At 71.0% G+C, this 24,425-nt stretch carries 26 protein-coding genes, 3 tRNA genes and 2 pseudogenes; 5 read left to right on the top strand and 26 right to left on the bottom strand.

The window, feature by feature from the left end; all coding sequences use genetic code 11:
* Window positions 1-20: 20 nt before the first annotated feature.
* Window positions 21-331, bottom strand: a pseudogene (locus tag AC3ETA_RS15300) (TetR/AcrR family transcriptional regulator); the annotation flags it as partial.
* Here AC3ETA_RS15300 and AC3ETA_RS15295 point away from each other — a divergent pair.
* Window positions 325-498 (top strand): annotated as a pseudogene (locus AC3ETA_RS15295) (epimerase); the annotation flags it as partial. The pseudogenes AC3ETA_RS15300 and AC3ETA_RS15295 overlap by 7 nt on opposite strands.
* 36 nt (window positions 499-534) lie before the next feature.
* On the opposite strand, the gene AC3ETA_RS15290 reads toward AC3ETA_RS15295, so the two are convergent.
* From AC3ETA_RS15290 to AC3ETA_RS15250, 9 genes are all read right to left on the bottom strand, one after another.
* Window positions 535-1,590, bottom strand: coding sequence for a UDP-N-acetylmuramate dehydrogenase (locus AC3ETA_RS15290; RefSeq protein WP_432193421.1), 1,056 nt, complete (start codon window positions 1,588-1,590; stop codon window positions 535-537).
* A gap of 86 nt (window positions 1,591-1,676) precedes the next feature.
* Window positions 1,677-2,057: a DUF3291 domain-containing protein gene (locus tag AC3ETA_RS15285; RefSeq protein WP_432193420.1), complete on the bottom strand. Its 381-nt coding sequence runs from the start codon at window positions 2,055-2,057 to the stop codon at window positions 1,677-1,679.
* Between the two features lie 84 nt (window positions 2,058-2,141).
* Window positions 2,142-3,602 (bottom strand): MFS transporter, encoded by a 1,461-nt coding sequence (locus AC3ETA_RS15280; protein WP_432193419.1) that lies wholly within the window; start codon window positions 3,600-3,602, stop codon window positions 2,142-2,144.
* A gap of 97 nt (window positions 3,603-3,699) precedes the next feature.
* Entirely contained in the window at window positions 3,700-4,263 is a 564-nt protein-coding gene (locus tag AC3ETA_RS15275) for a TetR/AcrR family transcriptional regulator (protein ID WP_432193418.1), read from the bottom strand.
* 188 nt (window positions 4,264-4,451) lie between these two features.
* Window positions 4,452-4,880 carry a MaoC family dehydratase gene (locus tag AC3ETA_RS15270; RefSeq protein WP_432193417.1) on the bottom strand — a complete coding sequence of 143 codons (429 nt, stop codon included), beginning with the start codon at window positions 4,878-4,880 and terminating at the stop codon, window positions 4,452-4,454.
* A gap of 5 nt (window positions 4,881-4,885) precedes the next feature.
* The gene (locus tag AC3ETA_RS15265; protein WP_147995129.1) at window positions 4,886-5,350 is read right to left on the bottom strand and encodes a MaoC family dehydratase N-terminal domain-containing protein; all 465 of its coding nucleotides are present in this window, start codon (window positions 5,348-5,350) and stop codon (window positions 4,886-4,888) included.
* 189 nt (window positions 5,351-5,539) lie between these two features.
* Entirely contained in the window at window positions 5,540-5,704 is a 165-nt protein-coding gene (gene rpmG, locus AC3ETA_RS15260) for a 50S ribosomal protein L33 (RefSeq protein WP_003948671.1), read from the bottom strand.
* An 89-nt stretch (window positions 5,705-5,793) separates the two neighbouring features.
* Window positions 5,794-5,866, bottom strand: a tRNA-Met gene (locus AC3ETA_RS15255).
* A 46-nt stretch (window positions 5,867-5,912) separates the two neighbouring features.
* Window positions 5,913-5,985 (bottom strand) — tRNA-Thr (locus tag AC3ETA_RS15250).
* Window positions 5,986-6,215: 230 nt separating this feature from the next.
* Here AC3ETA_RS15250 and AC3ETA_RS15245 point away from each other — a divergent pair.
* Both AC3ETA_RS15245 and AC3ETA_RS15240 read left to right on the top strand, forming a co-directional pair.
* A complete protein-coding gene (locus AC3ETA_RS15245) occupies window positions 6,216-7,478 on the top strand; it encodes an amidohydrolase family protein (RefSeq protein WP_432193416.1) in 1,263 nt (420 codons plus the stop codon).
* Between the two features lie 237 nt (window positions 7,479-7,715).
* A complete protein-coding gene (locus tag AC3ETA_RS15240; RefSeq protein ID WP_432193415.1) occupies window positions 7,716-8,372 on the top strand; it encodes an SDR family oxidoreductase in 657 nt (218 codons plus the stop codon).
* Between the two features lie 128 nt (window positions 8,373-8,500).
* On the opposite strand, the gene AC3ETA_RS15235 is transcribed toward AC3ETA_RS15240, so the two are convergent.
* On the bottom strand, window positions 8,501-8,713 hold the full coding sequence (locus tag AC3ETA_RS15235) for a hypothetical protein (protein WP_150500370.1): 213 nt from the start codon (window positions 8,711-8,713) through the stop codon (window positions 8,501-8,503).
* A gap of 86 nt (window positions 8,714-8,799) precedes the next feature.
* Window positions 8,800-8,881, bottom strand: a tRNA-Tyr gene (locus AC3ETA_RS15230).
* A 227-nt stretch (window positions 8,882-9,108) separates the two neighbouring features.
* Between AC3ETA_RS15230 and AC3ETA_RS15225 the strand changes: the two genes are divergently transcribed.
* Window positions 9,109-9,597: a YajQ family cyclic di-GMP-binding protein gene (locus AC3ETA_RS15225; RefSeq protein WP_380853588.1), complete on the top strand. Its 489-nt coding sequence runs from the start codon at window positions 9,109-9,111 to the stop codon at window positions 9,595-9,597.
* Between the two features lie 103 nt (window positions 9,598-9,700).
* Here the strand turns inward: AC3ETA_RS15225 and AC3ETA_RS15220 are convergent, their stop codons facing one another.
* Entirely contained in the window at window positions 9,701-9,967 is a 267-nt protein-coding gene (locus AC3ETA_RS15220; protein WP_030947618.1) for a GlsB/YeaQ/YmgE family stress response membrane protein, read from the bottom strand.
* A 136-nt stretch (window positions 9,968-10,103) separates the two neighbouring features.
* Here AC3ETA_RS15220 and AC3ETA_RS15215 point away from each other — a divergent pair, with 136 nt between their 5' ends.
* Window positions 10,104-11,375, top strand: a complete 1,272-nt coding sequence (locus AC3ETA_RS15215; RefSeq protein ID WP_432193414.1) for an APC family permease — start codon at window positions 10,104-10,106, stop codon at window positions 11,373-11,375.
* Between the two features lie 391 nt (window positions 11,376-11,766).
* Here AC3ETA_RS15215 and AC3ETA_RS15210 read toward each other — a convergent pair whose 3' ends face one another.
* The 13 genes from AC3ETA_RS15210 to AC3ETA_RS15150 all read right to left on the bottom strand — a co-directional run bounded on the left by AC3ETA_RS15210 (window position 11,767) and on the right by AC3ETA_RS15150 (window position 24,212).
* Entirely contained in the window at window positions 11,767-12,333 is a 567-nt protein-coding gene (locus AC3ETA_RS15210) for an SMI1/KNR4 family protein (protein WP_432193413.1), read from the bottom strand.
* Between the two features lie 223 nt (window positions 12,334-12,556).
* Window positions 12,557-12,952, bottom strand: coding sequence for a YccF domain-containing protein (locus tag AC3ETA_RS15205; RefSeq protein ID WP_432193412.1), 396 nt, complete (start codon window positions 12,950-12,952; stop codon window positions 12,557-12,559).
* Window positions 12,949-13,809, bottom strand: a complete 861-nt coding sequence (htpX, locus tag AC3ETA_RS15200) for a zinc metalloprotease HtpX (RefSeq protein WP_030947608.1) — start codon at window positions 13,807-13,809, stop codon at window positions 12,949-12,951. Before htpX ends, AC3ETA_RS15205 begins: the two co-directional genes overlap by 4 nt.
* 241 nt (window positions 13,810-14,050) lie before the next feature.
* Window positions 14,051-15,574: an NADH-quinone oxidoreductase subunit N gene (locus tag AC3ETA_RS15195; RefSeq protein WP_432193411.1), complete on the bottom strand. Its 1,524-nt coding sequence runs from the start codon at window positions 15,572-15,574 to the stop codon at window positions 14,051-14,053.
* Window positions 15,571-17,145: a complex I subunit 4 family protein gene (locus AC3ETA_RS15190; protein WP_432193410.1), complete on the bottom strand. Its 1,575-nt coding sequence runs from the start codon at window positions 17,143-17,145 to the stop codon at window positions 15,571-15,573. The genes AC3ETA_RS15195 and AC3ETA_RS15190 overlap by 4 nt, the downstream gene beginning before the upstream one ends.
* A 6-nt stretch (window positions 17,146-17,151) precedes the next feature.
* On the bottom strand, window positions 17,152-19,146 hold the full coding sequence (locus AC3ETA_RS15185) for an NADH-quinone oxidoreductase subunit 5 family protein (RefSeq protein ID WP_432193409.1): 1,995 nt from the start codon (window positions 19,144-19,146) through the stop codon (window positions 17,152-17,154).
* Entirely contained in the window at window positions 19,143-19,532 is a 390-nt protein-coding gene (gene nuoK / locus AC3ETA_RS15180) for an NADH-quinone oxidoreductase subunit NuoK (RefSeq protein WP_432193408.1), read from the bottom strand. The genes AC3ETA_RS15185 and nuoK overlap by 4 nt, the downstream gene beginning before the upstream one ends.
* Entirely contained in the window at window positions 19,532-20,152 is a 621-nt protein-coding gene (locus AC3ETA_RS15175; protein ID WP_432193407.1) for an NADH-quinone oxidoreductase subunit J family protein, read from the bottom strand. The genes nuoK and AC3ETA_RS15175 overlap by 1 nt, the downstream gene beginning before the upstream one ends.
* Window positions 20,149-20,643 (bottom strand): 4Fe-4S binding protein, encoded by a 495-nt coding sequence (locus tag AC3ETA_RS15170; protein WP_432193406.1) that lies wholly within the window; start codon window positions 20,641-20,643, stop codon window positions 20,149-20,151. The genes AC3ETA_RS15175 and AC3ETA_RS15170 overlap by 4 nt, the downstream gene beginning before the upstream one ends.
* Before the next feature lie 113 nt (window positions 20,644-20,756).
* Window positions 20,757-21,725 (bottom strand): complex I subunit 1/NuoH family protein, encoded by a 969-nt coding sequence (locus AC3ETA_RS15165; protein ID WP_030947592.1) that lies wholly within the window; start codon window positions 21,723-21,725, stop codon window positions 20,757-20,759.
* On the bottom strand, window positions 21,722-23,044 hold the full coding sequence (locus AC3ETA_RS15160) for an NADH-quinone oxidoreductase subunit C (protein WP_432193405.1): 1,323 nt from the start codon (window positions 23,042-23,044) through the stop codon (window positions 21,722-21,724). The genes AC3ETA_RS15165 and AC3ETA_RS15160 overlap by 4 nt, the downstream gene beginning before the upstream one ends.
* Window positions 23,041-23,799 (bottom strand): NADH-quinone oxidoreductase subunit B, encoded by a 759-nt coding sequence (locus AC3ETA_RS15155; RefSeq protein WP_432193404.1) that lies wholly within the window; start codon window positions 23,797-23,799, stop codon window positions 23,041-23,043. The genes AC3ETA_RS15160 and AC3ETA_RS15155 overlap by 4 nt, the downstream gene beginning before the upstream one ends.
* Window positions 23,790-24,212, bottom strand: a complete 423-nt coding sequence (locus tag AC3ETA_RS15150; protein WP_107904177.1) for an NADH-quinone oxidoreductase subunit A — start codon at window positions 24,210-24,212, stop codon at window positions 23,790-23,792. Before AC3ETA_RS15150 ends, AC3ETA_RS15155 begins: the two co-directional genes overlap by 10 nt.
* Window positions 24,213-24,425 lie beyond the last annotated feature (213 nt).

Below are 24,425 nucleotides of genomic sequence, written 5' to 3'. Positions count from 1 at the left end.
ACCCGTCCGGCTCGACGGAGTCAGTCGGCGATGCCGGCGAGGAGCCTGCGGGCCGGCCGGGCGGCGAACTCGTCCACCGGCGGCCGTACCGCCTCCTTGGTCGCGTCGTAGTCGAACGCCCGCTGCGCGCAGGCCCCCGTCAGCAGCGAAGCCGCCGCGAACGTGTCCGCGTCCGTGCGGACCCGGCCCAGCTCCTGCTCGGCCCGCAGGTAGGTGTCGAGTCCTGGATCGGCACGTGCGGACCGGCGCCCGTCTGCCGTACGGCGTCGTCGTGCCGCCGCTTGAGCTCGGTCTGGGCGTACAGCGACGCGGCGATCGGGAAGCTCCACTCGTCCGCCCCGCCTCCAGGACAAGCCGCTCACCGGCTCGTACCGGAAGGTCGTGGGCGGGTTCCCGGTCCGGGGCCGGATCCTGGGGCGCGCCGATGCGGCACACGCCATGCTGGCGGCGGTCGGTGACCCGGCCACGGTGAAGCAGGGCGTGGGCGTCGCCCACTGAGGCCGCCCGCGGGGGCCGAAGCCCCGCACGGGCGCGCTACAGACTGACGCCGACCGTCACCGGCTCGTTGACCAGCGTGATGCCGAAGGTCTCGCGGACGCCGGCGACGACCTCGCGGGCGAGCGCGAGAAGGTCCTCGGTGGTCGCCTCACCGCGGTTGGTGAGGGCGAGGGTGTGCTTGGTGGAGATGCGGGCGGGGCCCGTGCCGTACCCCTTGGTGAAGCCCGCCTTGTCGATGAGCCAGGCCGCGGAGGTCTTGGTGTGCCCCTCCCCCGCCGGGTAGGCGGGCGCCTCGGTGCCGTCGCCGAGGTGCTGGCGCACGCGCGCGTGGAACGCCGCGAACTGCTCGTCGGTGAGGATCGGATTGGTGAAGAACGATCCGGCCGACCAGGTGTCGTGGTCCTCGGGGTCCAGCACCATGCCCTTGCCGGTACGGAGCTTCAGCACCGTCTCGCGGGCGGTGGCCAGCGGCACGCGGTCGCCGACCTCGACGCCGAGGGCACGCGCGGTCTCGGCGTACTTGACGGGGGCGGAGAGCCCGTCGGCGTCGTCCAGCCGGAAGCGGACGCGCAGGACGACGTAGCGCTCGGGGTCGGCTTTGAAGCGGCTGTGGCGGTAGGAGAAGGCACACTCGGCGTTCGGGACGACGACCGTCTCGCCGGCCCGGCGGTCGTACGCGATCACCTCGGTGATCGTCGAGGAGACCTCCTGGCCGTAGGCGCCGACGTTCTGGATCGGCGTGGCGCCCGCGGAGCCGGGGATTCCGGCGAGGCACTCGACCCCGGCGAGCCCGGCCTCGACGGTGCGGGCGACGGCGTCGGTCCACACCTCGCCGGCGGCCAGTTCGAGCGCGGTGCCGTCCAGCTCGAAGCCCTTGGTGGCGATGACGAGTGCGGTGCCCGCGAAGCCCTTGTCGCCGATGACCAGGTTCGAGCCGCCGCCGATGAGCAGCAGCGGGGTCCCGGCGGCGTCGGCCTCGCGCACGACGTCGATCACCTCGGCGTCGGAGGTGGCGGTGACCAGACGGGTGGCGGGGCCGCCCAGCCGGAAGGTGGTGAAGGGGGCGAGGGGGGCGTCGTGGAGTTCCTGCACGCGCTCAAGACTACGAGACGGCACCGACAGCCCCGGCACCCCTGTGGAGTGCCGGGGCCGACGCGCGCTCCACGCGCGCGTGCCGTTCACGTCAGCCGCCGGAACGCCTCCGTCCAGTCGAGCGGGAGATCTTCGCCGGGCACCTGCCAGGTGGCGAACTTCGCGTCCCGCATCTGCGCCGCCAGGCCCCGTGAGGTGGGGGCGTGGGTGCCGGAGCGGGCGAAGTCCTTCAGCGCCGCGGGCGACTCCCAGGCGGACAGCGTCCAGAAGGTCCGCTTGAAGGGCTCGGCCTTCAGGGAGGCGCCGTACGCGCCGGGCGCCCGGCTCACCTGCCACCACACGCCCGGCGTGCGGGCGAGGAAGCGGAGCGCTCCCCAGAGCGTGCGGGTCTCGAAGCGGGAGGCGAAGACGTGCGCCTCGGCGCCGGGCGGTGCGGGGTTCGGGACGGTCCAGGGAAGGGTGGGCATGACTGCTCCTCGTGTCCTCGTGTCCTCGTGTCCTCGTGGTCCGGATTTGGTGCCGTCGGCGGGGTGGGGCCGGGGCGGGCGCGATCAGCCGGCGGCCGTCTCCAGCACCCGCTCCGGGGCCTGCTCGGCCGGGTTCGCGGGCGCGTCGGCCCGCCGGTGCGACGGGATGATCAGGGCCGCCACGCCGGCGAGGCCGACGACGCCGGCGCCGGTGACCAGGGCGGGCCGCAGACCGTCGACGAAGCTCTGGCCGGTCTCGTAGCCGCCCTGCGCGGAGAAGATCGACGCCATGACGGCGATACCGAGCGCGCCGCCGACCTCGCGCAGGGCGTTGTTGGCACCGGACGCGATGCCCTGTTCGGAGGCGCGGACGCTGGACATGACCAGGTGGGATGCCGGGGCGAAGAACAGGGCCATGCCGACGCCGCTGATGATCAGGCCGGGCAGCTGGGCGGCGTAGGAGACGTCGACGGTGACCACGGACGCCATGTAGGCGAGGCCCGCGGCCTGGAGGAACAGGCCGGTGGCGACGACGGGGCGGCCGCCGATGCGGTCGGCGAGGATGCCGGCGATCGGCGCGACCAGCATCGGCATGCCGGTCCACGGCAGCATCCGCAGCCCCGCCTCGGTCGGCGAGTAGCCGAGCACGCCCTGCATGTACTGGCTGAGCAGGAAGATCGACCCGAACATCCCGAGGAACATCAGCATGCTCGCGGCGTTGATCCCGGAGAACGCCCGGGAGCGGAACAGCCGCATCGGCAGCATCGGGTTCTTGGCGCGGATGCTGTAGAGGACGAACCCGACGAGCAGCGCGCCTCCGGCGAACAGGCCGGTCAGGACCAGCCGTCCGGTCCAGCCGTCGGCGGGGCCGCGCACCAGGCCGTACACGATCCCGAAGAGGCCGCCGCTGGCGAGCAGGGTGCCGGGGATGTCGAGCCGGGCGCCGGTGCCGTACGACTCGGCGAGGCGCAGGCGGGCGAGCGGCAGCAGGGCGATGCCCAGCGGAACGTTCAGCCAGAAGATCCACTGCCAGGAGATGTGCTCGGTGAGGCTGCCGCCGATGAGCGGCCCGGACGCGATCGCGAGCCCGTTGACGGCGCCCCAGATGCCGTACGCCATCCCGCGCTTGGCCGCCGGCACGGCCGCCGTCAGCAGGGTCAGCGTCAGCGGCATCATGATCGCCGCGCCGGCACCCTGCACCGCGCGGGCGGCGATCAGGGAGTCGATGCCGGGCGCGAGGGCCGCGGCGGCGGATGCGACGGTGAAGATCGAGATGCCGACGAGGAAGAGCCTGCGGCGGCCGAAGCGGTCACCGAGGGCCGCGCCGAACATCAGCAGGACGGCGAAGGTGAGTGTGTACGCACTCACCGTCCACTCCAGGTCATGCAGCGCTCCGCCCAGGTCCTCGCGGATGGAGGGCAGTGCGGTGGTGACGACGAGGTTGTCGAGCGCGGCCATGAACCCGGCGACGCTGGTGATGACGAGAGCCCATACGGCCCCGCCCGGGCGGGCTGCCCGCGCGTTCTGATCGGTGTGGTGTGACATCGCTCCCCCTGGGGTGATGCGTTCCGCTAAATGGATAGTTATCGATCACTAACTTTGCCGGACGTAAAAAGGCAGGGTGACCCTCGCCACCCCGCTCCTACTCCCGCTCCTCGTCCCGCCCCGCCGGGTCCATCCCCGCCCAGACCCGGTGATCCGGCGGAAAACCCATGGCCACCAGGCAGTTGATGAGCATCCCGTACGCCATGAAGGTCGTCGTCTCACCGACGTCCGCCCCCAGCGGCACGTGGACGGTGTCCCACAGCCGGGTCCAGCCGCCCCGCACCGCCTCGCCGAACTCGCGATCACCCTCCTGCTCGGCGGCTGCCACGGCGAGGTACATCTGCATCTGCATCATCAGCCGCTCGGGTTCTTCCGAGACGACCTTCCGGTAGGCGTCACCCATGGCGTGCAGGGCCTCTTCGCCCTCCACCCCTTCGGAGGCGTCCTCGAACATCCGGATGGTGTCCTCCACGCAGCGTTCGGCGGCGGCGAGGAAGATCGCCTTCTTGCCCGGGAAGAGCCGGAAGAGATACGGCTGCGAGACACCGACCCGCTTGGCGATCGCCTCCGTGGACGTGCCGTAGTAGCCGCCGCGGGCGAACTCGGTCATCGCCGCACGGACGACACTCTCGCGCCTCTCCTCTGCACTCATCCTGACCATGAGAAGTAAGTTAGTACTCAATCACTAACTAGGTCAAGGGGGTCGGTCCCCGGAATGAGTGCCGGCCCACCGGAATGAGTAAGGGGCGCCCCACCATGGAGGACGCCCCTTACCTCACGGCACGCGCGTGCCGTTCACGCGAGCTGTACGACCCACGTCAGCTGTACGACCCACGCCAGCTGTACGACTCACGCCAGCTGTACGACCGCCCGGGACATGCCGAGCACCTTGCGGCCCTCGCTGACCACGGTCAGATCCACGCGGACCTTGTTGTCGTCGAGTTTGGCCGCGACCTTGCCGCTGACCTCGATCGTGGCGCCCTGGTCGTCGTTCGGCACGACGACCGGCTTGGTGAAACGGACGCCGTACTCGACGACCGCCGCCGGGTCTCCGGTCCAGTCGGTGACCACCCGGATCGCCTCGGCCATGGTGAACATGCCGTGCGCGATGACGTCCGGCAGCCCGACCTCCTTGGCGAACTTCTCGTTCCAGTGGATCGGGTTGAAGTCCCCGGAGGCGCCCGCGTACTGGACGAGCGTGGCACGGGTCACGGGGAAGCTCTGGGCGGGCAGCTCGGTGCCGACCTCGACGTCACCGTACGCAATCTTCGCCGTCATGACGCTCAGCCCTCCCCTTCTTCGGCGTCCGCCCCACGGGCCACGAGCTTCGTCCAGGCGGTCACGACGTGCTCGCCCGCCTCGTCGTGGACCTCGCCGCGGATGTCCACGATCTCGTTGCCCGCCATGGACTTCACGGCCTCGATGGTCGAGGTGACGGACAGCCGGTCGCCGGCGCGCACCGGCCGGGTGTACGCGAACTTCTGGTCACCGTGCACGACCCGGCTGTAGTCCAGGCCCAGCTGGGGGTCCTCGACGACCTGTCCGGCCGCCTTGAAGGTGATCGAGAAGACAAAGGTCGGCGGGGCGATCACATCCGGGTGACCGAGCGCCTTGGCGGCCTCCGGGTCGGTGTACGCCGGGTTGGTGTCCCCCACGGCCTCCGCGAACTCACGGATCTTCTCCCGGCCCACCTCATAGGGCTCGGTGGGCGGGTAGCTCCGCCCCACGAAGGACTGGTCGAGCGCCATGGCCCGGTACCTCCTGCTGTCTGCTGCGGTTGAGCTGTTGGTTCGCCTGACTGATGCGCCTGACTGGTGCGCCGGGCCGATGCGCCGGGCTGATGGACCTGGACCCGGCCGGAACCGACCGGTAACCGAGCCCGAAACGACGCGAGGCCGCCCCCACTGTCGGGGGGCGGCCTCGCGTACGAGCCTGATTTATCGCGTCTCGCGGTGCGCGGTGTGCGCGTTGCAACGCGGGCAGTGCTTCTTCATCTCAAGACGGTCCGGGTTGTTACGCCGGTTCTTCTTGGTGATGTAGTTCCGCTCCTTGCACTCCACGCAGGCCAGCGTGATCTTCGGGCGGACGTCGGTGGCAGCCACGTGAGTGCTCCTTGACGAACGGATGGGATGATTTAACGCAAGAAAGAGTAGCCGATCGAAGGACCGACCCCGCAATCGGCTACTGTCAGTAGCGGTGACCGGACTTGAACCGGTGACACAGCGATTATGAGCCGCTTGCTCTACCGACTGAGCTACACCGCTTTGATGTGATCCGTTCCCGCCTCGCGGCGGGAACCTCTCACACCAGAGCCCCAATACGGAATCGAACCGTAGACCTTCTCCTTACCATGGAGACGCTCTACCGACTGAGCTATTGGGGCGAGCGATGAAGACATTACACGCTCAGCCGCCGTTCACCCAAATCCGTTTCGCGGCCCGGTTCTGCGGCCGATCGGCGGAGCCACGCGGACACCTCGCAGGCCACCGCGGTACCGCGGGCACGCTCCCGTTCGGCGGACCACACCGGTACGACTATTGCGCTCCTGCGCTCCGCCGCCCCGTCGTCACCCTAGGCTCGACTCACTCTGCGTGATCTTGCCTCTGGAGTGCGATGCCCGACAGCCACCCCCAGCCGCCCCATTCGTCCTCCTCGTCGGGCTCGTCCGGACCGGCCGACCCGGGTGCTCTGCTGCTGTGCGGGGCACGGCTCACCGACGGCCGGACGGTGGACGTACGGCTGGACGGCGGACGTATCGAGGCGGTCGGCACGGCCGGGAGCCTGGCGAGCGGCACACGCGCGTGCGGGACGCGCGTGGACCTCGGCGGCTATCTGCTCCTGCCGGCCCCGGCCGAACCGCACGCCCACGGCGACACCGCGCTCTCCGCCGACGAGGGCGGACCGGTCTCCTACGACCCCCACGACGTGCAGCGCCGGGCGACCGAGGCCGCTCTGCTCCAGCTCGGGCACGGGGCGACCGTGCTGCGGGCACACGTGCGCGTGGACGAGATCCAGGAGCTGAACGCCCTCGCCGCCGTACTCCAGGCACGGCGTTCACTGCGCGGGCTCACGGAGCTGACGACCGTGGCGACGCCCCGGCTGCTGACCGGCGTCGCCGGGGCCGACGGGCTCGCGATGCTGCGGGACGCCGTGAAGATGGGCGCCTCGGTGGTCGGCGGCTGTCCCGACCTGGACCCGGATCCGACGGGCTATGTGGAGGCCGTCCTGGAGGTCGCCTCCGAGCACGGCTGCCCCGTCGACCTGCACACCGACGCCACCGACCCGGCACGGCTGTCCCGCGTCGCCGCGATGGCCGGCGGTCTGCGCCCCGGCGTGACGCTCGGCCCGTGCGGCGGCCTGGGGCGGCTGCCCGCCCAGGTGGCCTCCCGCGCCGCGGACCAGCTCGCCGCGGCCGGCGTGACGGTCGTGTGCCTGCCGCAGGGCGGCTGCGGGGGCGTGGAGCGACGGGCGACGGCGCCCGTACGACTGCTGCGCTCCGCCGGCGTACGCGTCGCCGCCGGGAGCGGTGCCGTGCGGGACGTGTCGAACCCGGTCGGCCGCGGGGACCCGCTGGAGGCCGCGTACCTGCTGGCCTCCCGTCACGGGCTGCGCCCCGAGGACGCGTACGACTGCGTCAGCGCCTCGGCCCGTGCGGCGCTGGGCCTGCCCGAGGTACGGGTGGAGGCGGGCTTCCCGGCCGAACTGCTGGCGGTGCGCGGCGACCGGCTCTCGGGCGCGCTGTCGCTGGCCTACAGCCGCATCGTGGTGCACCGCGGGCGCGTGGTGGCGCGGACGAGCGCGGTGCGGGAGTACTGCAACTCGGCCGTGGCCGCGGAGTTGGGGCTGCCCCGGCAGGGCCGCGGGGAGTTGTCGTGAGGCGGTGCGGGCGGGACTCGAGGGGCGCACGGTCGGGTGCGCGGCCGGGTGCGCGGCCGGGTGCGCGGCCGGATGGGCGGTCGGGTGCGCGACCGCGCACGTACGCCGATGACCCGCGCCCCTGACGCCGGATGTCGCGCCCCCTGACGCCCGTATGTGAGGCACGCGCTCCCAAAGCACTGAGGCGTGGCTGAAGTCGTGCGGCGGATGCGGCTGTCCGGGCGTACGGTCGGAACCATGCGCATTGTCATCGCTGGTGGTCATGGTCAGATCGCGCTGCGGCTGGAGAAGCTGCTCGCCGCGCGCGGAGACGAGGTCGCGGGGATCGTCCGCAAGGCCGAACAGAGCGCCGATCTGCGGGAGGCCGGAGCCGAACCCGTCGTGCTGGACCTGGAGTCGGCCTCGGTCGAGGAGGTCGCCTCCCATCTCCAGGGCGCGGACGCGGCGGTCTTCGCGGCCGGCGCGGGCCCGGGCAGCGGAACGGACCGCAAGGACACGGTGGACAAGGGCGCGGCCGTCCTGTTCGCGGACGCGACGGTCCGGGCGGGCGTACGGCGCTTCCTCGTCGTGTCGTCGATGGGCGCGGACCCGCAGCACAAGGGTGACGAGATCTTCGACGTCTATCTGCGGGCCAAGGGCGCCGCCGACGAGTACGTCCGCGGCCTGGACGCCCTGGACTGGACGATCCTGCGCCCAGGAATGCTGACGAACGACGCCGGGAGCGGCCAGGTGCGCCTGGAGGCCCACACCGGCCGCGGCCCGATCCCGCGCGACGACGTGGCCGCCGTAATCGCGGAGTTGCTCGACACCCCGGCGACGCACGGCCTGACGCTCGAACTCATCAGCGGCTCGGCCCCGGTTGCGGTGGCGGTGAAGTCGGTGGCGGGAAACTGAGGTTCGGTCGGTGACGGGGAACTGAGATTCAGTCGATGGTGGGGAACTGAGGTTCAGCCCGTGGCGGCGAACTGAGGTTCAGCCCGTGGCGGAGAGCTGAGGTTCAGCCGGTCGCGGGGAACTGAGGTTCAGAAGAGCGGAAGCTGGCCGGGGAAGTCGGGCACGGCATACCCGTCCAACGCGGGCTGCGCTGCTCCGAGTTCCGCATGCCGCCGTGATCCGGGGCACGACACGAGTTCCCCGTGCTCCCGCGCACCCGGCGGGTCGTGCCGTGCGAACCGGCCGGCGACGACGGCGATGTCCCGTCGGCACTCGGGGCAGCTTCTGCGACGCGTGCTCATGAGATCAGTGTGCCCCCGGCACACCCCGGGAACGCGAAAACCCCTCCTCTCTACGCTTCCGTAGATCGGAGGGGTTTTCCCCAGTGTGGCGGCGCCAGGATTCGAACCTGGGAAGGCTGAGCCGGCAGATTTACAGTCTGCTCCCTTTGGCCGCTCGGGCACACCGCCGGGGTTTGCTGCCGTTCGAACCGCTCTGTCGGCGGTGCTCCCTGGCAACGACGTAAACAATACCCGATGCGGAGGGGTGCTTCGCCACCCGATTGATCGCCTCCCGGGGGACGTGGGGTGGCTAGGCTTGTCCGGATGCGGTCCGGGGCCTGCCCCGGGCTCGGCGGCCACCCCCACGCCCGCCGAATCGCACCCCACACGCACCCCGATACAAGGAGCCACAGGACATGGCCGACTCCAGTTTCGACATCGTCTCGAAGGTCGAGCGGCAGGAGGTCGACAACGCCCTCAACCAGGCCGCCAAGGAGATCTCGCAGCGCTACGACTTCAAGGGCGTGGGTGCCTCGATCTCGTGGTCCGGGGAGAAGATCCTGATGGAGGCGAACTCCGAGGACCGGGTGAACGCCGTCCTCGACGTCTTCCAGTCCAAGCTGATCAAGCGGGGCATCTCCCTGAAGGCCCTGGACGCGGGCGAGCCCCAGCTCTCGGGCAAGGAGTACAAGATCTTCGCGTCGATCCAGGAGGGCATCTCCCAGGAGAACGCGAAGAAGGTGGCGAAGATCATCCGCGACGAGGGCCCGAAGGGCGTGAAGGCCCAGGTCCAGGGCGACGAACTGCGCGTCAGCTCCAAGAGCCGGGACGACCTCCAGGCCATCATCGCCCTGCTGAAGGGCAAGGACTTCGACTTCGCGCTCCAGTTCGTGAACTACCGGTAAGCGACCTCAGAGGCGCGAGAAAGGGTGGGCACTCCGCTGTGGGTGCCCACCCTTCTCGTCTGCCGGCTGCGGTCCGGAGGTGTCGCTCTGCGGCTGATCCCGGTCAGCTGCGGGAATGGCCGAACAGGATGCGGTAGGCGATCAGGAGCACGAGGGAGCCGCCGATCGCCGAGGCCCATGTCGCACCGTCGTAGAAGTCCTTGGTGATCGGGTGGTCCAGCCAGCGGGACGAGATCCAGCCGCCGATGAACGCGCCCGCGACGCCGATGAGCGTCGTGCCGATGAAGCCGCCCGGGTCGCGGCCCGGCAGCAGGAACTTGGCGATGGCCCCGGCCAACAGCCCCAGAATGATCCAGCTGATGATCGTCATGCCTTGAACCTGCCCCTCCGCGCTGTGCCTGCACTTCTTCGGCACTGTGATCTCGGGCGCGCTTGTTCGTGCTCTGTTGATGAACAGGACGTCACCGGGGCACCCCTCGGTTGCAGCGATCAGTAGGGTTCCGGCCATGACACAGCCCAGCTCCGCCTCCCCCGAGCTGCGGCGCACCCTGGGGATCGGGGATGCCGTGATGATCGGGCTCGGCTCGATGATCGGGGCAGGGATCTTCGCCGCGCTGGGGCCCGCCGCACGCGCGGCCGGTACCGGACTGCTGCTCGGGCTGGCGGTCGCGGCCGTGGTCGCCTACTGCAATGCCACGTCGTCGGCGCGCCTGGCCGCCCTGTATCCCGCCTCGGGCGGCACGTACGTGTACGGGCGTGAGCGGCTCGGGCCGTTCTGGGGGTATCTCGCGGGCTGGTCGTTCGTGGTCGGCAAGACGGCCTCCTGTGCGGCGATGGCACTCACCGTGGGGGCCTACGTCTGGCCGGAGCAGGCGCACGCGGTGGCGGTCGCGGCCGTGGCGGCACTGACCGCGGTGAACTACGGCGGCGTCCAGAAGTCCGCCTGGCTGACCAGGGCGATCGTGGGGGTGGTCCTCGCTGTCCTCGCATGTGTGGCGGTCGTGTGTCTGGGGTCCGGCCAGTCCGATGCCGCGCGGCTGGACATCGGGACGTCAGATGGCATCGGAGGGGTGCTTCAGGCGGCGGGGCTGCTGTTCTTCGCCTTCGCCGGGTACGCGCGGATCGCGACCCTGGGCGAGGAGGTGCGGGACCCCGCGCGGACCATCCCCCGGGCGATTCCGCTGGCCCTGGGCATCGCGCTGGTGGTGTACGCGTGTGTGGCGGTGGCTGTCCTCTCTGTGCTGGGGTCGGAGGGCCTCGGACAGGCGAGCGCACCGCTGGCCGACGCGGTGCGGGCGGCCGGGGTGCCCGGGCTGACTCCGGTGGTACGGGTGGGCGCCGCCGTCGCCGCACTCGGCTCGCTGCTCGCCCTGATCCTGGGCGTCTCACGGACGACGCTGGCCATGGCCCGTGACGGGCATCTGCCCGGCGCCCTGGCGGCCGTGCATCCGCGGTTCCAGGTGCCTCACCGGGCCGAACTCGCCGTGGGCGCTGTGGTCGCGGTCCTGGCCGCCACGGTGGACGTGCGCGGCGCGATCGGGTTCTCCTCCTTCGGCGTGCTGGCGTACTACGCGGTGGCCAACGCGTCGGCCTGGACTCTCGGCTCGGCGCCGGCTGCACGCGTCGTCCCCGCGGTGGGGCTCCTCGGCTGTGTGGTGCTGGCCTTCTCCCTTCCGGGTGTCTCCGTGGCCGTCGGTGCGGGGGTGCTGGCGGTGGGCGTGGTCGCGTACGGCGTACGGCGATGGGTGGCGGGTCGGGCGGACGCGCGGGGGCGATAGCCGGGGGCGGCGGGCGCCGGGGCGAAGCGGTCGCGGTGAGAGTGCATCGCGGTGAGAGTGCATCGCGGGGCTCGGCGGTCAGGGCTCGGCGGTCAGGGCGTGGCAGGTGTCGTGGCGAAGCGGCCTGGGAGCAAGCCTCGGGGCGCGGCGGTCAGGGCGTGAGGGCTGCCGCTGTGTGTATGCGGGCTCGCGGGGGCGTTGGCCAGCAGGGGACGGCGGGCGCCGGGGCGCGGCGGTCAGGTGGGAGCAAACACGCGGCGCGGCGGTCGGGGCGTGGATGTTGCCGCCCTGAGTGGGCGGGCGGGCGCTGGCCCACAGGCGGTGGGGCCCCGCGACGAAGGGGCGACGGCGCCGAGTCGCAGGGTGAGAGCAAATCGCGAGGGCGGGCCGGTCAGGGCGCCGGTGCTGCCGCCGTGCGTATGCGGAAGTCGGTCCAAGGGGCCATCTCCAGCTCCTCGTTCATCTCCTCGTACCAGCCCGTGCCGTCGGTCCAGGCGCGCAGCCAGTGGGCGAGGCTCGGGGCGTCCACGTACCAGGCGTGGTCCGCGTCGTCGGCGTTCGGTTCGAAGAGCAGGACGGTGGGCTCGGGGCCGCGGCAGTCGACGCAGGCGTACATCGCGCAGCCCCAGTGGGATATCGGCAGGACGCCCTCGGGCCAGGGCCAGTCGGGGTCCTGGCGGGCGTGCTCGCGATTGGCGAGGTACTGCGTGACGGCGGCGGGCTCGCCTGCCGGAGGGCTGTCGAGCAGGGGCAACAGGCCGTACTCCGGGCCGAATCCGCCGTCTCCTATCCGGAGGTAGAGGTCGGCGAGCAGTGGCGGCAGGCGGAAGCCGAGGGCGGCCTCGGCACGGGCCACGGTGGCCGCGTCCACGGGCTCGGGCAGCGAAGTCCAGCCCCACGGTCGGGTGTTGCGGGCCTTGTCGGCCACGCTCGTCAGCAACTGCTCGTTCTCGGTCATGCGTTCATGATGCAAGCCGCCACTGACAGTCGGGCCGGCTTGTGGACAACCGCCGGGTTGTGGAAAACCCTCGGCTGCCGCTCCCGCCCGGCACGTCCCCTCGACCGGTTGTTGCAGTCATCCCGCACGGTCCGTTGCCGTCGTCCCGCACGGTCGTTGCCGTCGTCCCGCCGGTCGTCGTGGTTGTCCCGCACGGCCCGCACGGCCCGCACGGCCGCCCGTTCTACCAGCCCGACGCGAACGGCCTGTCGGTCGGGACGATTTCGCGGCCCAGCGGGAACAGCGACACCGGGATCAGCTTGAAGTTGGCGATGCCGAACGGGATGCCGATGATCGTGACGCACAGCAGCAGGCCCGTGACGATGTGGCCGATGGCGAGCCACCAGCCGGCCAGGACCAGCCACAGGACGTTGCCGACGCAGGACGGGGCTCCCGCGTCGTGGCGCTCGATCGTCGTGTAGCCGAAGGGCCACAGGGCGTAGACGCCGATGCGGAACGCGGCGATGCCGAAGGGGATGCCGATGATGGTGATGCACAGCAGCAGCCCTGCGGCCAGGTAGCCGAGGAACAGCCAGAAGCCGCTCAGGACGAGCCAGATGACGTTCAGGATGGTTTTCACCGAGGACCAGCCATCCTCTCTAGCCGGGCGATACGATCCGCCATCGGCGGGTGGGTGGAGAACATCTTGGAGAACCCCTGACCTGGGCGGAACGGGTTGGCGATCATCATGTGGCTGGCGGTCTCGATACGCGGCTCGGGCGGCAGAGGGAGCTGCTTCGTACCGGCGTCGAGCTTGCGCAGCGCGCTGGCGAGGGCGAGCGGGTCGCCGGTGAGCTGGGCGCCCGACGCGTCGGCCTCGTACTCCCTGGAGCGGCTGATCGCCAGCTGGATGAGCGAGGCGGCGAGCGGCCCGAGGATCATGATCAGCAGCAGGCCGAGGATGCCGGGGCCGTCGTCGTCATCGGAGCGGCCGATCGGGATCAGCCACGCGAAATTGACCAGGAACATGATCACCGAGGCGAGGGCCCCGGCGACCGATGAGATCAGGATGTCGCGGTTGTAGACGTGGCTCAACTCGTGGCCGATGACGCCGCGCAGTTCCCGCTCGTCGAGGATGCGCAGGATTCCTTCGGTGCAGCACACGGCGGCGTTGCGCGGGTTGCGGCCCGTCGCGAAGGCGTTCGGGGCCTCCGTCGGTGAGATGTACAGGCGCGGCATCGGCTGGCGGGCCTGGGTGGAGAGGTCGCGGACCATGCGGTACAGCCCGGGAGCCTCGAACTCGCTGACCGGGCGGGCACGCATCGCGCGTAGCGCCAGCTTGTCGCTGTTCCAGTACGCGTAGGCGTTCGTGCCCAGCGCGATGACCACCGCGATGACGAGCCCCATGCGGCCGAAGAAACTGCCGATGACGATGATGATTGCGGACAGTCCCCCGAGGAGGACTGCGGTCCTGAGCCCGTTGTGCCGGCGGTGCACGGTACGCCCTCCAAGTGGTGCGGCAGGGGAACCCTTTGCTGGTCGATCTCCGATGCCACTGGTGCCGTGGTGACACGTCCAGTGGACCCTTCCGTACTGGTCAACGCCAGGCGAGGGCCCCGGGTTCCCTTGTCCGTGCGGCGGCGGGCGTGGGCCGTACGGGTGAACGCGCCCGCGCGTGTGGAGGGCGGGTTGTTCCACGCGCGCGTACGGAACGCTCCCCAGGGTTCCGCTCCTGGGCTCAGAAAAGCCCGGTGTCCGTGAACCGCAGGATCAGCTGAGGCGCTCCGGACAGGGCGATGCCGATGACCCCGGTGAGCGCCATCGCGGCCGTGACCGGCGCGGGCGCGAGGTACCTGACGGGCTCGCCCTCGGGGGCGCGGAACAGCAGGGCCGTCCACTGGAGGTAGTAGAACAGCGCGATCACGACGTTGACGGCCATGACCACGGCGAGCCAGCCGAGCCCTGCGTCGACAGCGGCGGAGAAGACGGTGACCTTGGCGAAGAGGCCGATGATGCCCGGCGGAAGTCCGGCGAGGCACAGCAGGAAGAAGGCCAGGACGAGGGCGGACAGCGGGTTGCGCGCGTACAGGCCGCGGTAGTCGCTGATGCGGTTGAGGGTCTTCGTACGGCCGACGAGGGCGGCCACCGCGAAGGCGCCCAGGTTCACGGCGGCGTACATGAGGGCGTAGGCGACGGTGGAGCCGATGGAGCGCTCGGCGTCGTCGGAGTACGCGGCGGCGGCGATCGGCACCAGGAGGTAGCCGGCCTGTCCGACGGAGGACCAGGCGAGCAGGCGTACCGCGCTGTACGCGCGCGTGGCCTGCTGGCGCAGGGCGCCGACGTTGCCGACGGTCATGGTGAGCGCGGCGAGCGCCGCGAGGGCGGGGCCCCAGACGTCGGCGTACGAGGGCAGGGCAATGACGGTGACGAGGATCAGGCCGGTGAAGCCGACCGCCTTGCCGACGACCGACAGATAGGCGGCGATCGGCAGCGGCGCTCCTACGTAGGTGTCCGGCACCCAGAAGTGGAAGGGCACGGCGGCCGTCTTGAAGGCGAAGCCGACCAGGGTGAGGACGACTCCGGTCTGGGTGAGGGTCTGCAGTTGGCCGTCGACGTTCTGGACGCGGTCGGCGATCTGTGTGAGGTAGAGGGTGCCCGTGGAGGCGTACACGAAGCTGATGCCCATGAGGCTGACCGCGGTCGCGGTGACCGAGGACAGGAAGAACTTCAGTGCCGCTTCGGAGGACTTGCGGTCACCGTGGCGAAGGCCGACGAGGGCGAAGGCGGGCAGCGAGGCGACTTCCAGGGCGACGATGAGGGTCGCGAGGTCCCGGGAGGCGGGCAGCAGGGCGGCTCCGGCCGCGGAGGAGAGCAGCAGGAACCAGAACTCCCCTTCGGGAAGCCCCTTGTTGGCGTCCTTGAGCACTGTGACCGAAAGCAGGGCCGCGAGGAGGGCGCCGCCGAGGACCAGGAACTGGATGACGAGGGTGAAGCGGTCGGCCGTGTAGCTGCACAGTTCGGCGTCGCCGGCCAGGCAGAAGGTGGAGCGGTCGCCGTCCAGGAGCGGCAGCAGCGCAAGCGCGGAGGCGGCGAGGCCGGCCACGGACGTCCAGCCGAGCACCGCCTTCTTGTTCTCCGCGATGAACAGGTCGGCGACGAGCACCACGAGTGCGACAACGGCCGCGACGGTGGGCGGCGCGATGGCGAGCCAGTCGACTGACTGGACGAGGTTCGCGGCCAGTGGATGGGCCAGGGAGCTCATCGGGTGCCTCCTGAGAGGAGCTGCTGCACGGCCGGGTCGGTCAGGCCGAGCAGGGTTTTCGGCCACAGTCCGGCGACGACGGTGAGGGCGACGAGCGGGGTCCAGGCCGCGAACTCGTAGCTCTGGACGTCGGCGAGCTTCGGGGCGTCCTGCGGTGCGGCGCCCATGCAGACGCGGCGGACCACGACGAGCAGGTACGCGGCGGTGAGCAGGGTGCCGAAGGCGCCGATCGCCATGAAGGTGAGGAACGCCGGGCGGCTGAGTTCGGGGGCGGGTTCGAACGCGCCGAACAGCGCGAGCATCTCGCCCCAGAACCCGGCGAGCCCGGGCAGCCCGAGCGAGGCGACCGCGGCGAAGGCGAGCAGGCCGCCGAGGCGCGGGGCCTTGCCGTACAGGGCAGCGCCGGTCTGCTCGGCGAGGGCGTCGAGGTCGGTGGTGCCCGTACGGTCCTTCAGGGCTCCGACCAGGAAGAACAGCAGGCCGGTGATGAGGCCGTGGGCGATGTTGGCGAACAGGGCGCCGTTCACGCCGGTCGGGGTCATCGTGGCGATGCCGAGCAGGACGAAGCCCATGTGGCCGACGGAGGAGTAGGCGATGAGGCGCTTCAGATCGCCCTTCGCGCCCTGCTTGGCCAGGGCGAGGCAGGCCAGCGATCCGTAGATGATCCCGACGACGGCGAAGGCGGCGAGGTAGGGCGCGAAGTCGGCGAAGCCGTCCGGGGTGATCGGCAGCAGAATGCGGACGAACCCGTACGTACCCATCTTCAGCAGTACGCCGGCCAGCAGGACCGAGCCGACGGTCGGGGCGGCGGTGTGGGCGTCGGGCAGCCAGCTGTGCAGCGGCCACATCGGCGTCTTGACTGCGAGCCCGATCCCGATCGAAAGAACGGCGATGACCTGCACGGATGTGGTCAGCGACCGGCCGTTGTCAGTGGCGAGTGCCACCATGTCGAATGTGCCCGCCTTGATTCCGATCAGGAGCAGGCCGAGCAGCATGACCACGGAGCCGAGCAGCGTGTAGAGGATGAACTTCCAGGCCGCCGCGGTCCTGCCCTCGCCGCCCCAGCGGGCGATGAGGAAGTACATCGGGACGAGGACCATCTCGAAGGCGAGGAAGAACAGAAGCAGGTCGAGGACGGCGAAGGTGGCGAGGGTGCCGGACTCCAGGACGAGCACGAGTGCGACAAATGCCTTCGGGGTCGGGCCCGCAGGCATCTTGAAGTAGGAGTAGAGCGCGCAGAGGAAGGTCAGCAGCGCGGTCAGGACCACGAGGGGGAGGGAAATGCCGTCGACGCCGAGGTGGATGCGCACGTCGAGTGCGGGGATCCAGCTGATATCGGTGCTGGCCTGCATCTTCGACGGCTGGTCGTGGTCGAAGCCGAGCGCCAGGACGATCGCCGCGACGAGCACCGCGCCGGTGACGGTGACGCCGTGCCGGAGCACGGCCTGCTCCGGGGACTTCCCCTTCAGCCCGGGCGGGGCGGGCAGGAGAGCGGCGACCGCGCCGAGGAGCGGGCCGACGACGACGAACGCCAGAAGGAACTGCATCACGGACTCGTTGATATCGATCACGCCTGCTCACGCTCCCGTGGCGACGAGGACGGCGGCGACCGCGAGGACGACGGTGCCGGCGAGCAGCGCGCTCACATAGGTCTGCACATTGCCGGTCTGGGCGCGCCGTACGGCGATGCCGAGCCAGCGGGGTAGGGCGCCCGCGCCGCGTACGTAGGTGTCGACGACCTCTCGGTCGAGGAACCGGACGAGACTCGCGCCGGCCTGGACCGGGCGGACGAACAGCGCCTGGTACACGGCGTCGAGGTGGAAGCCGACGGCCGCGTGCCGGTGCAGGGGGCCGAGCAGCAGCCGCCCGGGGTCCGCCGGGTCCGGTGCGTAGGCCACTCCCCCGTACACGGGCGCGTGGCTGGCGATGGCCTCGGCCTCGACGAGTCCGGCGTCGCCCTCCGGGTGGGCGGCGACCGCGCCCAGCGGGAATGGGGCCGCGACCGAGGTGGTGTGCCGCCAGGCCGCGTACGTGACGATGCCGCCGACGAGAGCCACACCTGTGCCGAGGACGGAGGTGGTGAGGGTCGGGGTGAGATCGCGGCCGTCGAACCAGTCGGGCAGCACCCGGTAGGCGAACGCGCCGACGGCGAGCGACGGCACGGCGAGCACCCACAGCACGACGGTCATCGTCAGCGGCTGCCTGCCGTGGTCGGGGGCTTCGGCACCGCGGCCGTGGAAGGCCAGCAGCCACAGGCGCATCGCGTACGCGGCGGTGAGCAGGGCCGTGACCAGGCCCGAGACGAGGACGAGCCAGCCCGTGGCGGCGGGGGCGTGCTCGGTGTGGCCGGTGACGACGTGCTCGGCGGCGCCGAGGACGGACTCCTTGGAGAAGAAGCCGCTGAACGGCGGGATCGCGGCGAGCGCGAGGAGCGCCACGGTCATCGTCCAGAAGGCGTCCGGGACGCGGTCGCGCAGATGGCCCATGCGGGACATGGCGGCCAGCGAGTTGGTGCCGGAGGCGTGGATGATCACGCCGGCCGCGAGGAACAGCAGCGCCTTGAAGGCGCCGTGCGACAGGAGGTGGAAGACGGCGGCACCGCGGTCGGCGACGGCCAGGGCGCCGGTCATGTAGCCGAGCTGGCCGATCGTCGAGTAGGCGAGGACGCGCTTGATGTCGTCCTGGGCGAGCGCGGCGAGACCGGAGCCGATCATCGTGATCGCGGCCATCGCGGCGAGGACGATCATCGCGGCCTGGGAGGCCTCGAAGACCGGAAGGAGACGGGCGACGAAGTAGACACCGGCGGCGACCATCGTCGCGGCGTGGATCAGCGCGGAGACGGGCGTGGGGCCCGCCATCGCGTCGGGGAGCCAGGTGTGCAGCGGGAACTGCGCCGACTTGCCGGCCACGCCCGCCAGGAGCAGCAGGGCGACCAGGGTCGGGTTGTCGAGTCCGCCGTCCGCGACGGTGTCGAGGATCGTCGTGATGCGGAAGGACCCGGCGTCGGTGGCCAGCGCGAACAGGCCGATGAGGAAGGGGACGTCGCCGAGCTTGGTCACCAGGAATGCCTTGATGGAGGCGGCGCGGGCCTCCGGGGTCTCCCAGTAGTGGCCGACCAGGAAGTACGAGCAGATGCCCATGATTTCCCAGCCGACCAGCAGCACCATCAGGTCGCCGGAGTAGACGACGAGCAGCATCGCGGAGGTGAACAGGGAGACGAGCGCGGCGTAGGAGGGGTAGCGCGGGTCGTCGCGCAGGTAGCCGGTCGAATAGATCTGCACACAGGTGGCGACGACGCCGACGAGGACGGCGACAAGGGCGGCGAAGCCGTCGATGTGCAGGGCGAGTTCGATCGGGACCGAGCCGGTGGGCGTGAGTTCGGTGGCGGAGTTGATCGCCTGGTCGCCGCCCTGGCGCGCGGCGACGACCGTGGCGAGCACGAGTGACGCGAGCGTCGGCAGGACGGCGAGGGGGCGGACGAAGCCGGGGGCCGTGCGGCCCAGGAGCAGGCCGGCCGCGGCGCCGAGGAAGGGAAGGAGGGGGACGAGTACGGCGAGGGTGGTCGTGGTCACGCGGTGGCCTCAGCCTTCTCGGCCTGCCCGGCGGTGAGGGCGTCGTGGTCGGAGCCGTCGGACTCGTGGCCCTCGGCGGTGTCGCGGAGCTTGTCGATGTCCGAGGTGCCGCGGTTGCGGTGGACGGCGAGCACGATCGCCAGGCCGATGCCGATCTCGGCGGCGGCGATGGTGATGGTGAACAGGGTGAGCGCCTGACCGGAGTGCAGGGTCTCCTCGGCGGCCCGGCTGAGCCAGACGTCGAAGGCGACCAGGTTGAGGTTGACGGCGTTGAGCATCAGCTCGACCGACATCAGGACCAGGATCGCGTTGCGGCGGGCGAGGACGCCGTACAGGCCGGTGCAGAAGAGGAGGGCGGAGAGTACGGCGGGATAGGCGAGATGCATCAGCGCGGCTCCTTCTCGCTCGGGGCACCGGGCTCGGGGGCGGTCTCCTTCGCCTTGCGGGACAGGACGATCGCGCCGACCAGGGCGGCGAGGAGGAGGACGGAGAGGGCCTCGAAGGGGAGGACCCAGTTCTGGAAGAGGCTCTCGCCGGTGGTCCGGGTGGAGCCGGCGGCGGGGCCGTCGAGGTCGATCCAGGTCGCGCGGAAGGCGTCGACGACCACCCAGACCAAGGTGGCCGCTGCGACGACGGCCACGGTCAGGGCGGCCCAGCGGTTGCCGGAGTCGGCGTCCGGGGAGCGGCCGATGGGGGCCTTGGTGAGCATCAGACCGAAGAGAAGGAGGACGACGACCGAACCGACGTAGATGAGGACCTGGACCCAGGCGATGAACTCGGCGGTGAGCAGGAGGTACTCGACGGCGAGGCCGCCGAGCGCGACGACCAGCCACAGGGCGGCGTGCACCAGTTGCCGGGTGGTGACGGTGACCAGGGCGGCGCCGAAGGTGACCAGGCCGACGAGGAGGAAGGTGATCTCGACGCCGGTCGGCGAGAGGAAGCCGTGTGCTTCTGCGGCAGTGGTGGTGGAGGCGTGTGCCGTCGCGGCGGCGGCGGAAAGGCTCACGACTCTCCCTCCTGCGGTTCCGCTTGGGCGGCCGCCAGCTTCTCGGCGGTCTTGCGGGCGGCGGCGATCTCCTTGGGCTCCTCGGCCGCGGGATCCAGGGCGGGCGGGGCCGGGACGGTCCACATCCACTCGCGGAGTTTGTCGCGCTCGTGGGTGAGTTCGCGGATGTCGGTCTCGGCGTACTCGAACTCCGGGGACCAGAACAGGGCGTCGAAAGGACAGACCTCGATGCAGATACCGCAGTACATGCACAGGGAGAAGTCGATGGCGAAGCGGTCGAGGACGTTGCGGCTGCGCTCGCGGCCGCCCGGGGTCACCGCCGGGACGGTCTCCTTGTGGGAGTCGATGTAGATGCACCAGTCGGGGCACTCGCGGGCGCACAGCATGCAGACCGTGCAGTTCTCCTCGAACAGGCCGATCACGCCGCGCGTGCGGGGCGGGAGGTCGGGCTGGGTGTCCGGGTACTGCGCGGTGACGGACTTCTTCGTCATCGTGCGCAGGGTGACGGCCAGGCCTTTGGCGAGCCCAGAGCCGGGAATCGACAGGCGGGGGCGCCCGGAGGGCGTCGTTGAGGGGCGGTGGTCGGGTGACGGGCGGGACATGGTTACTGGATCACCACCTTGACGACGCCGGTGAGGGCGATCTGGGCGAGGGAGAGGGGGACGAGGAGGGTCCAGGAGAGCTTCTGGAGCTGGTCCTCGCGCAGTCGGGGGTAGGTGACGCGCAGCCAGATCACGATGAAGGCGAGGACGGCCGTCTTCAGCAGGGTCCAGACCCAGCCGAGCCCGTCGGCGCCCCAGGGGCCGTGCCAGCCACCGAGGAAGAGGACGGTGGTCAGGCCGCACAGGACGACGATTCCGGCGTACTCGGCGAGGAGGAAGAGGGCGAAGCGCAGGCCGGTGTACTCCGTGTAGGCGCCGAAGATGATCTCCGAGTCGGCGACGGGCATGTCGAAGGGCGGGCGCTGGAGTTCGGCCAGACCGGCGACGAAGAAGACGATCGCGCCGACGATCTGCCAGGGCAGCCACCACCACTCGAAGGCGTCGAGGATGCCGGGGAGGGAGACGGTGCCGGCGGCCATCGCCACGGAGGCGGCGGTGAGCAGCATCGGGAGTTCGTAGGCGAGGAGCTGGGCTGCGGTGCGCAGGCCGCCGAGGAGGGAGAACTTGTTGGCGGAGGCCCAGCCGGCCATGAGCGAGCCGAGGACGCCGACGCCCATCACGGCGAGGACGAAGAAGATGCCCGCGTCGATGACCTCGCCGACCGCGCCCTCGCTCGGGCCGATCGGGATGGCGAGGAGGACGAGCAGATAGGGGAGCAGCGCCACGGCGGGGGCGAGCTGGAAGATACGGCGGTCCGCGCCGGCCGGGACGACGTCCTCCTTCTGCGCGAACTTCACGCCGTCGGCGACGAGCTGGGCCCAGCCGTGGAAGCCACCGGCGTACATCGGGCCGAGCCGGCCCTGCATGTGGGCCATCACCTTGTGCTCGGTCTGACCGATGATCAGCGGGAACGTGAGGAAGACGACGAAGACGATCAGGAGTCGCAGGGTGACGTCGAGCGCGTCGTTCACTGCGGGCCTCCTGTGGGGTCGTTGCGGTCTGCGGGGTCGTTGCGGTCTGCGCGATCGTTACGGTCTGCGGGATCGCTGCGGTCTGCGCGGTCTGCTTCGGGGGCGGGCTCGGCGACGGGCTCCGACTCACCGCCGTCGGACGCATCCGGCTCCGGTGCCGCCTCCGACTCCGGTGCCGCCTCCGGCTCCGACTTCGACTCCGACTCCGACTCCGGTTGTGGCTCGGGCTCGGACGGGCGCTCGGGCTCCGGCTCGTCGAAGGCCGGGCGGGCGTGGTGCCACGGAGCGTCCGAGCTACGGGGCGCCTTGGGGGTCGCCGCCTCGGAGGTGGCCGTATCGGGCGCCGCGTCGGCAACTGCGGCAGGCTCGGGTGCCGACTTTTCGGGAGGGGCTGCTTCGGGGGCCGCCGCCTCCGGCACGGTCCTCTGACTCGCCGAACCCTGCGAGGCGCTGCGCGAGCGACGAGGCCCGGACGGAGCAGCGGTGCCCTCGGCCGCTCCGGCGGCCCGTGCCGCTTGGCTCGCCGAACCCTCCGCCGCCGTACGAGCACGACGCGCAGGCGCAGGCGCAGCACCCTCCGCCGCCCCGGCCCCCGGCACCGCCTGGCTCGCCGAACCCTCCGCCGCCGTACGAGCGCGGCGCACCGGTCGTTCGCCCGCTGCCCTCGTCGGCCGCTCCCCCGCGGTTCGGGCCGGGCGGTCTCCCGCCGCGCGGCCCGCGCCTCTGGCCGGGCGGGCCGGGGCAGGGGGGAGTTGGCCCTTCAGAGGGCCCCATTCGTTCGGGTCGGGGACGCCCGGCGGGAGCATCTGGCGACGCTTGGGGCCGCCGTGCTCGGACTCGCCGGGTTCCTTGGCGCCGGGCCAGGCCTTGGCGACGCGGGCGGCCAGGACGAAGTCCTTGCGGAGGGGGTGGCCCTCGAAGTTCTCGGGGAGGAGCAGGTGGTCCAGGGCCGGGTGGTCGGCGAAGACCACGCCGAACATCTCGTGCGTCTCGCGCTCGTGCCAGGCCGCGCCCGCGTACACGCCCACCGCCGAGGGCAGCGTCGGTGCCTCGTGCGGGACGGTCGTACGGACCAGCAGGCGCCGTACCGGGGACAGGGCCACGACGTGGGCGGCGACGCGGAAGCCGGTGCCGGGTTCGTCGACGGCGCTCAGCCAGTCGAAATAGGTGCAGCCCAGCCGGTCGCGGGCCGCCTCGAGTGCGGCGAGCCAGGAGGCCGGGGGGACGTCGACCGTCAGGACCTCGTAGGACTCCTCGGCCGTGGCCTCGGGGCCGAAGAGGTCCTCGACGGGAGCGGGCAGCCAGCCGGTCGTCGTCATCGGGCGGCCTCCCCCGCGCCGGAGGCATCCGGGCTCGTCGACTCCACGCCAGCGGCACCCGGGCCCGTCGACTCCACGCCAGCGGCATCCAGGCCCGTCGACTCCACGCCGGAGGCACCCGCATCGCCGGAACCGGGCGCCTGCGGCCCGCGCACCAACCCGCTCTGCAACGCCGCCGTAGACGGTCGCGCCGAACCGTGTCCGTACCGCTCCCCCAGCGACTCCCGCGCGATCTTCTCCTGGAGCTTCAGGATCCCCTGGAGCAGCGCCTCGGGGCGCGGCGGGCAGCCGGGGACGTAGACGTCGACGGGGATGATCTGGTCGACGCCCTTGGTGACGGAGTAGGAGTCCCAGTACGGGCCGCCGCAGTTCGAGCAGGCCCCGAAGGAGATGACGTACTTCGGCTCGGGCATCTGCTCGTACAGGCGCTTGACGGCCGGGGCCATCTTGTCCGTCACCGTGCCGGAGACGACCATCAGGTCGGCCTGGCGCGGGCCCGGCGCGAACGGGATCACGCCGAGGCGGATGAAGTCGTGGCGGGCCATCGACGCGGCGATGAACTCGATCGCGCAGCAGGCGAGGCCGAAGTTGAAGACCCAGAGGGAGTAGCGGCGTCCCCAGTTGAGGATCACCTTCATCGGCTCGGGTGCGAGGCGGGCCAGCGCGCCCAGCCGCTTCGGCTCCGGGAGCAGTACGGGCTCGGACGAGTTCGTTTCCGCGCGCTCCGGCGAATTCACTTCTGGCGTCACGTCCATGCCAGAACGCCCTTCTTGTATGCGTAGAGCAGGCCCACGGCGAGGAAGCCGAGGAAGACGAACATCTCGACGAGGGTGGTTGCGCCGTAGCCCGGGTCGGCGAAGACCGTCGCCCAGGGGAACAGGAAGATCGAGTCGATGGCGAAGATCACGTACAGGAAGGCGTAGACGTAGTAGCGGACCTGGGTGTGTGCCCAGCCCTCGCCGACGGGGTCGACGCCGCACTCGTACGTCATGAGCTTCTCGGGTGTGGGGACCACGGGTCGCAGCAGGCGGCCCGCCCCGAACGCGACGGCGACGAACAGCACGCCGATGACGGCGAGCAGCCCGACCACCGAGTAGGACTGGAAGTAGTCCGCCGAGACGACGACGTTGTGCGCATCCGCCGCGACGACGACGGTCTGATCCGACACGTCCGCCCCTCGCTCCCTGACCTCGTGACCGATGCCCCAGGAACGGGCCCTGGGACCAGTGTCCTGCGATATGTGATCTCGTGAACACCACTGTTCGACGATCTGTACGCACGGGAGTCTAGGCCCTGCTAAAGAGACCGTAAGCAGCCCGTCACGCGTTGAGATCTCGTCGAGACGCGCGACGTGACACCGCGCGGTTCGCGACGGCTGCGC

It is taken from the genome of Streptomyces sp. bgisy027, from assembly GCF_057710365.1.
Note: the sequence above shows the minus strand (reverse complement) of the source record. Positions and strands in the feature narration are given on the sequence as shown.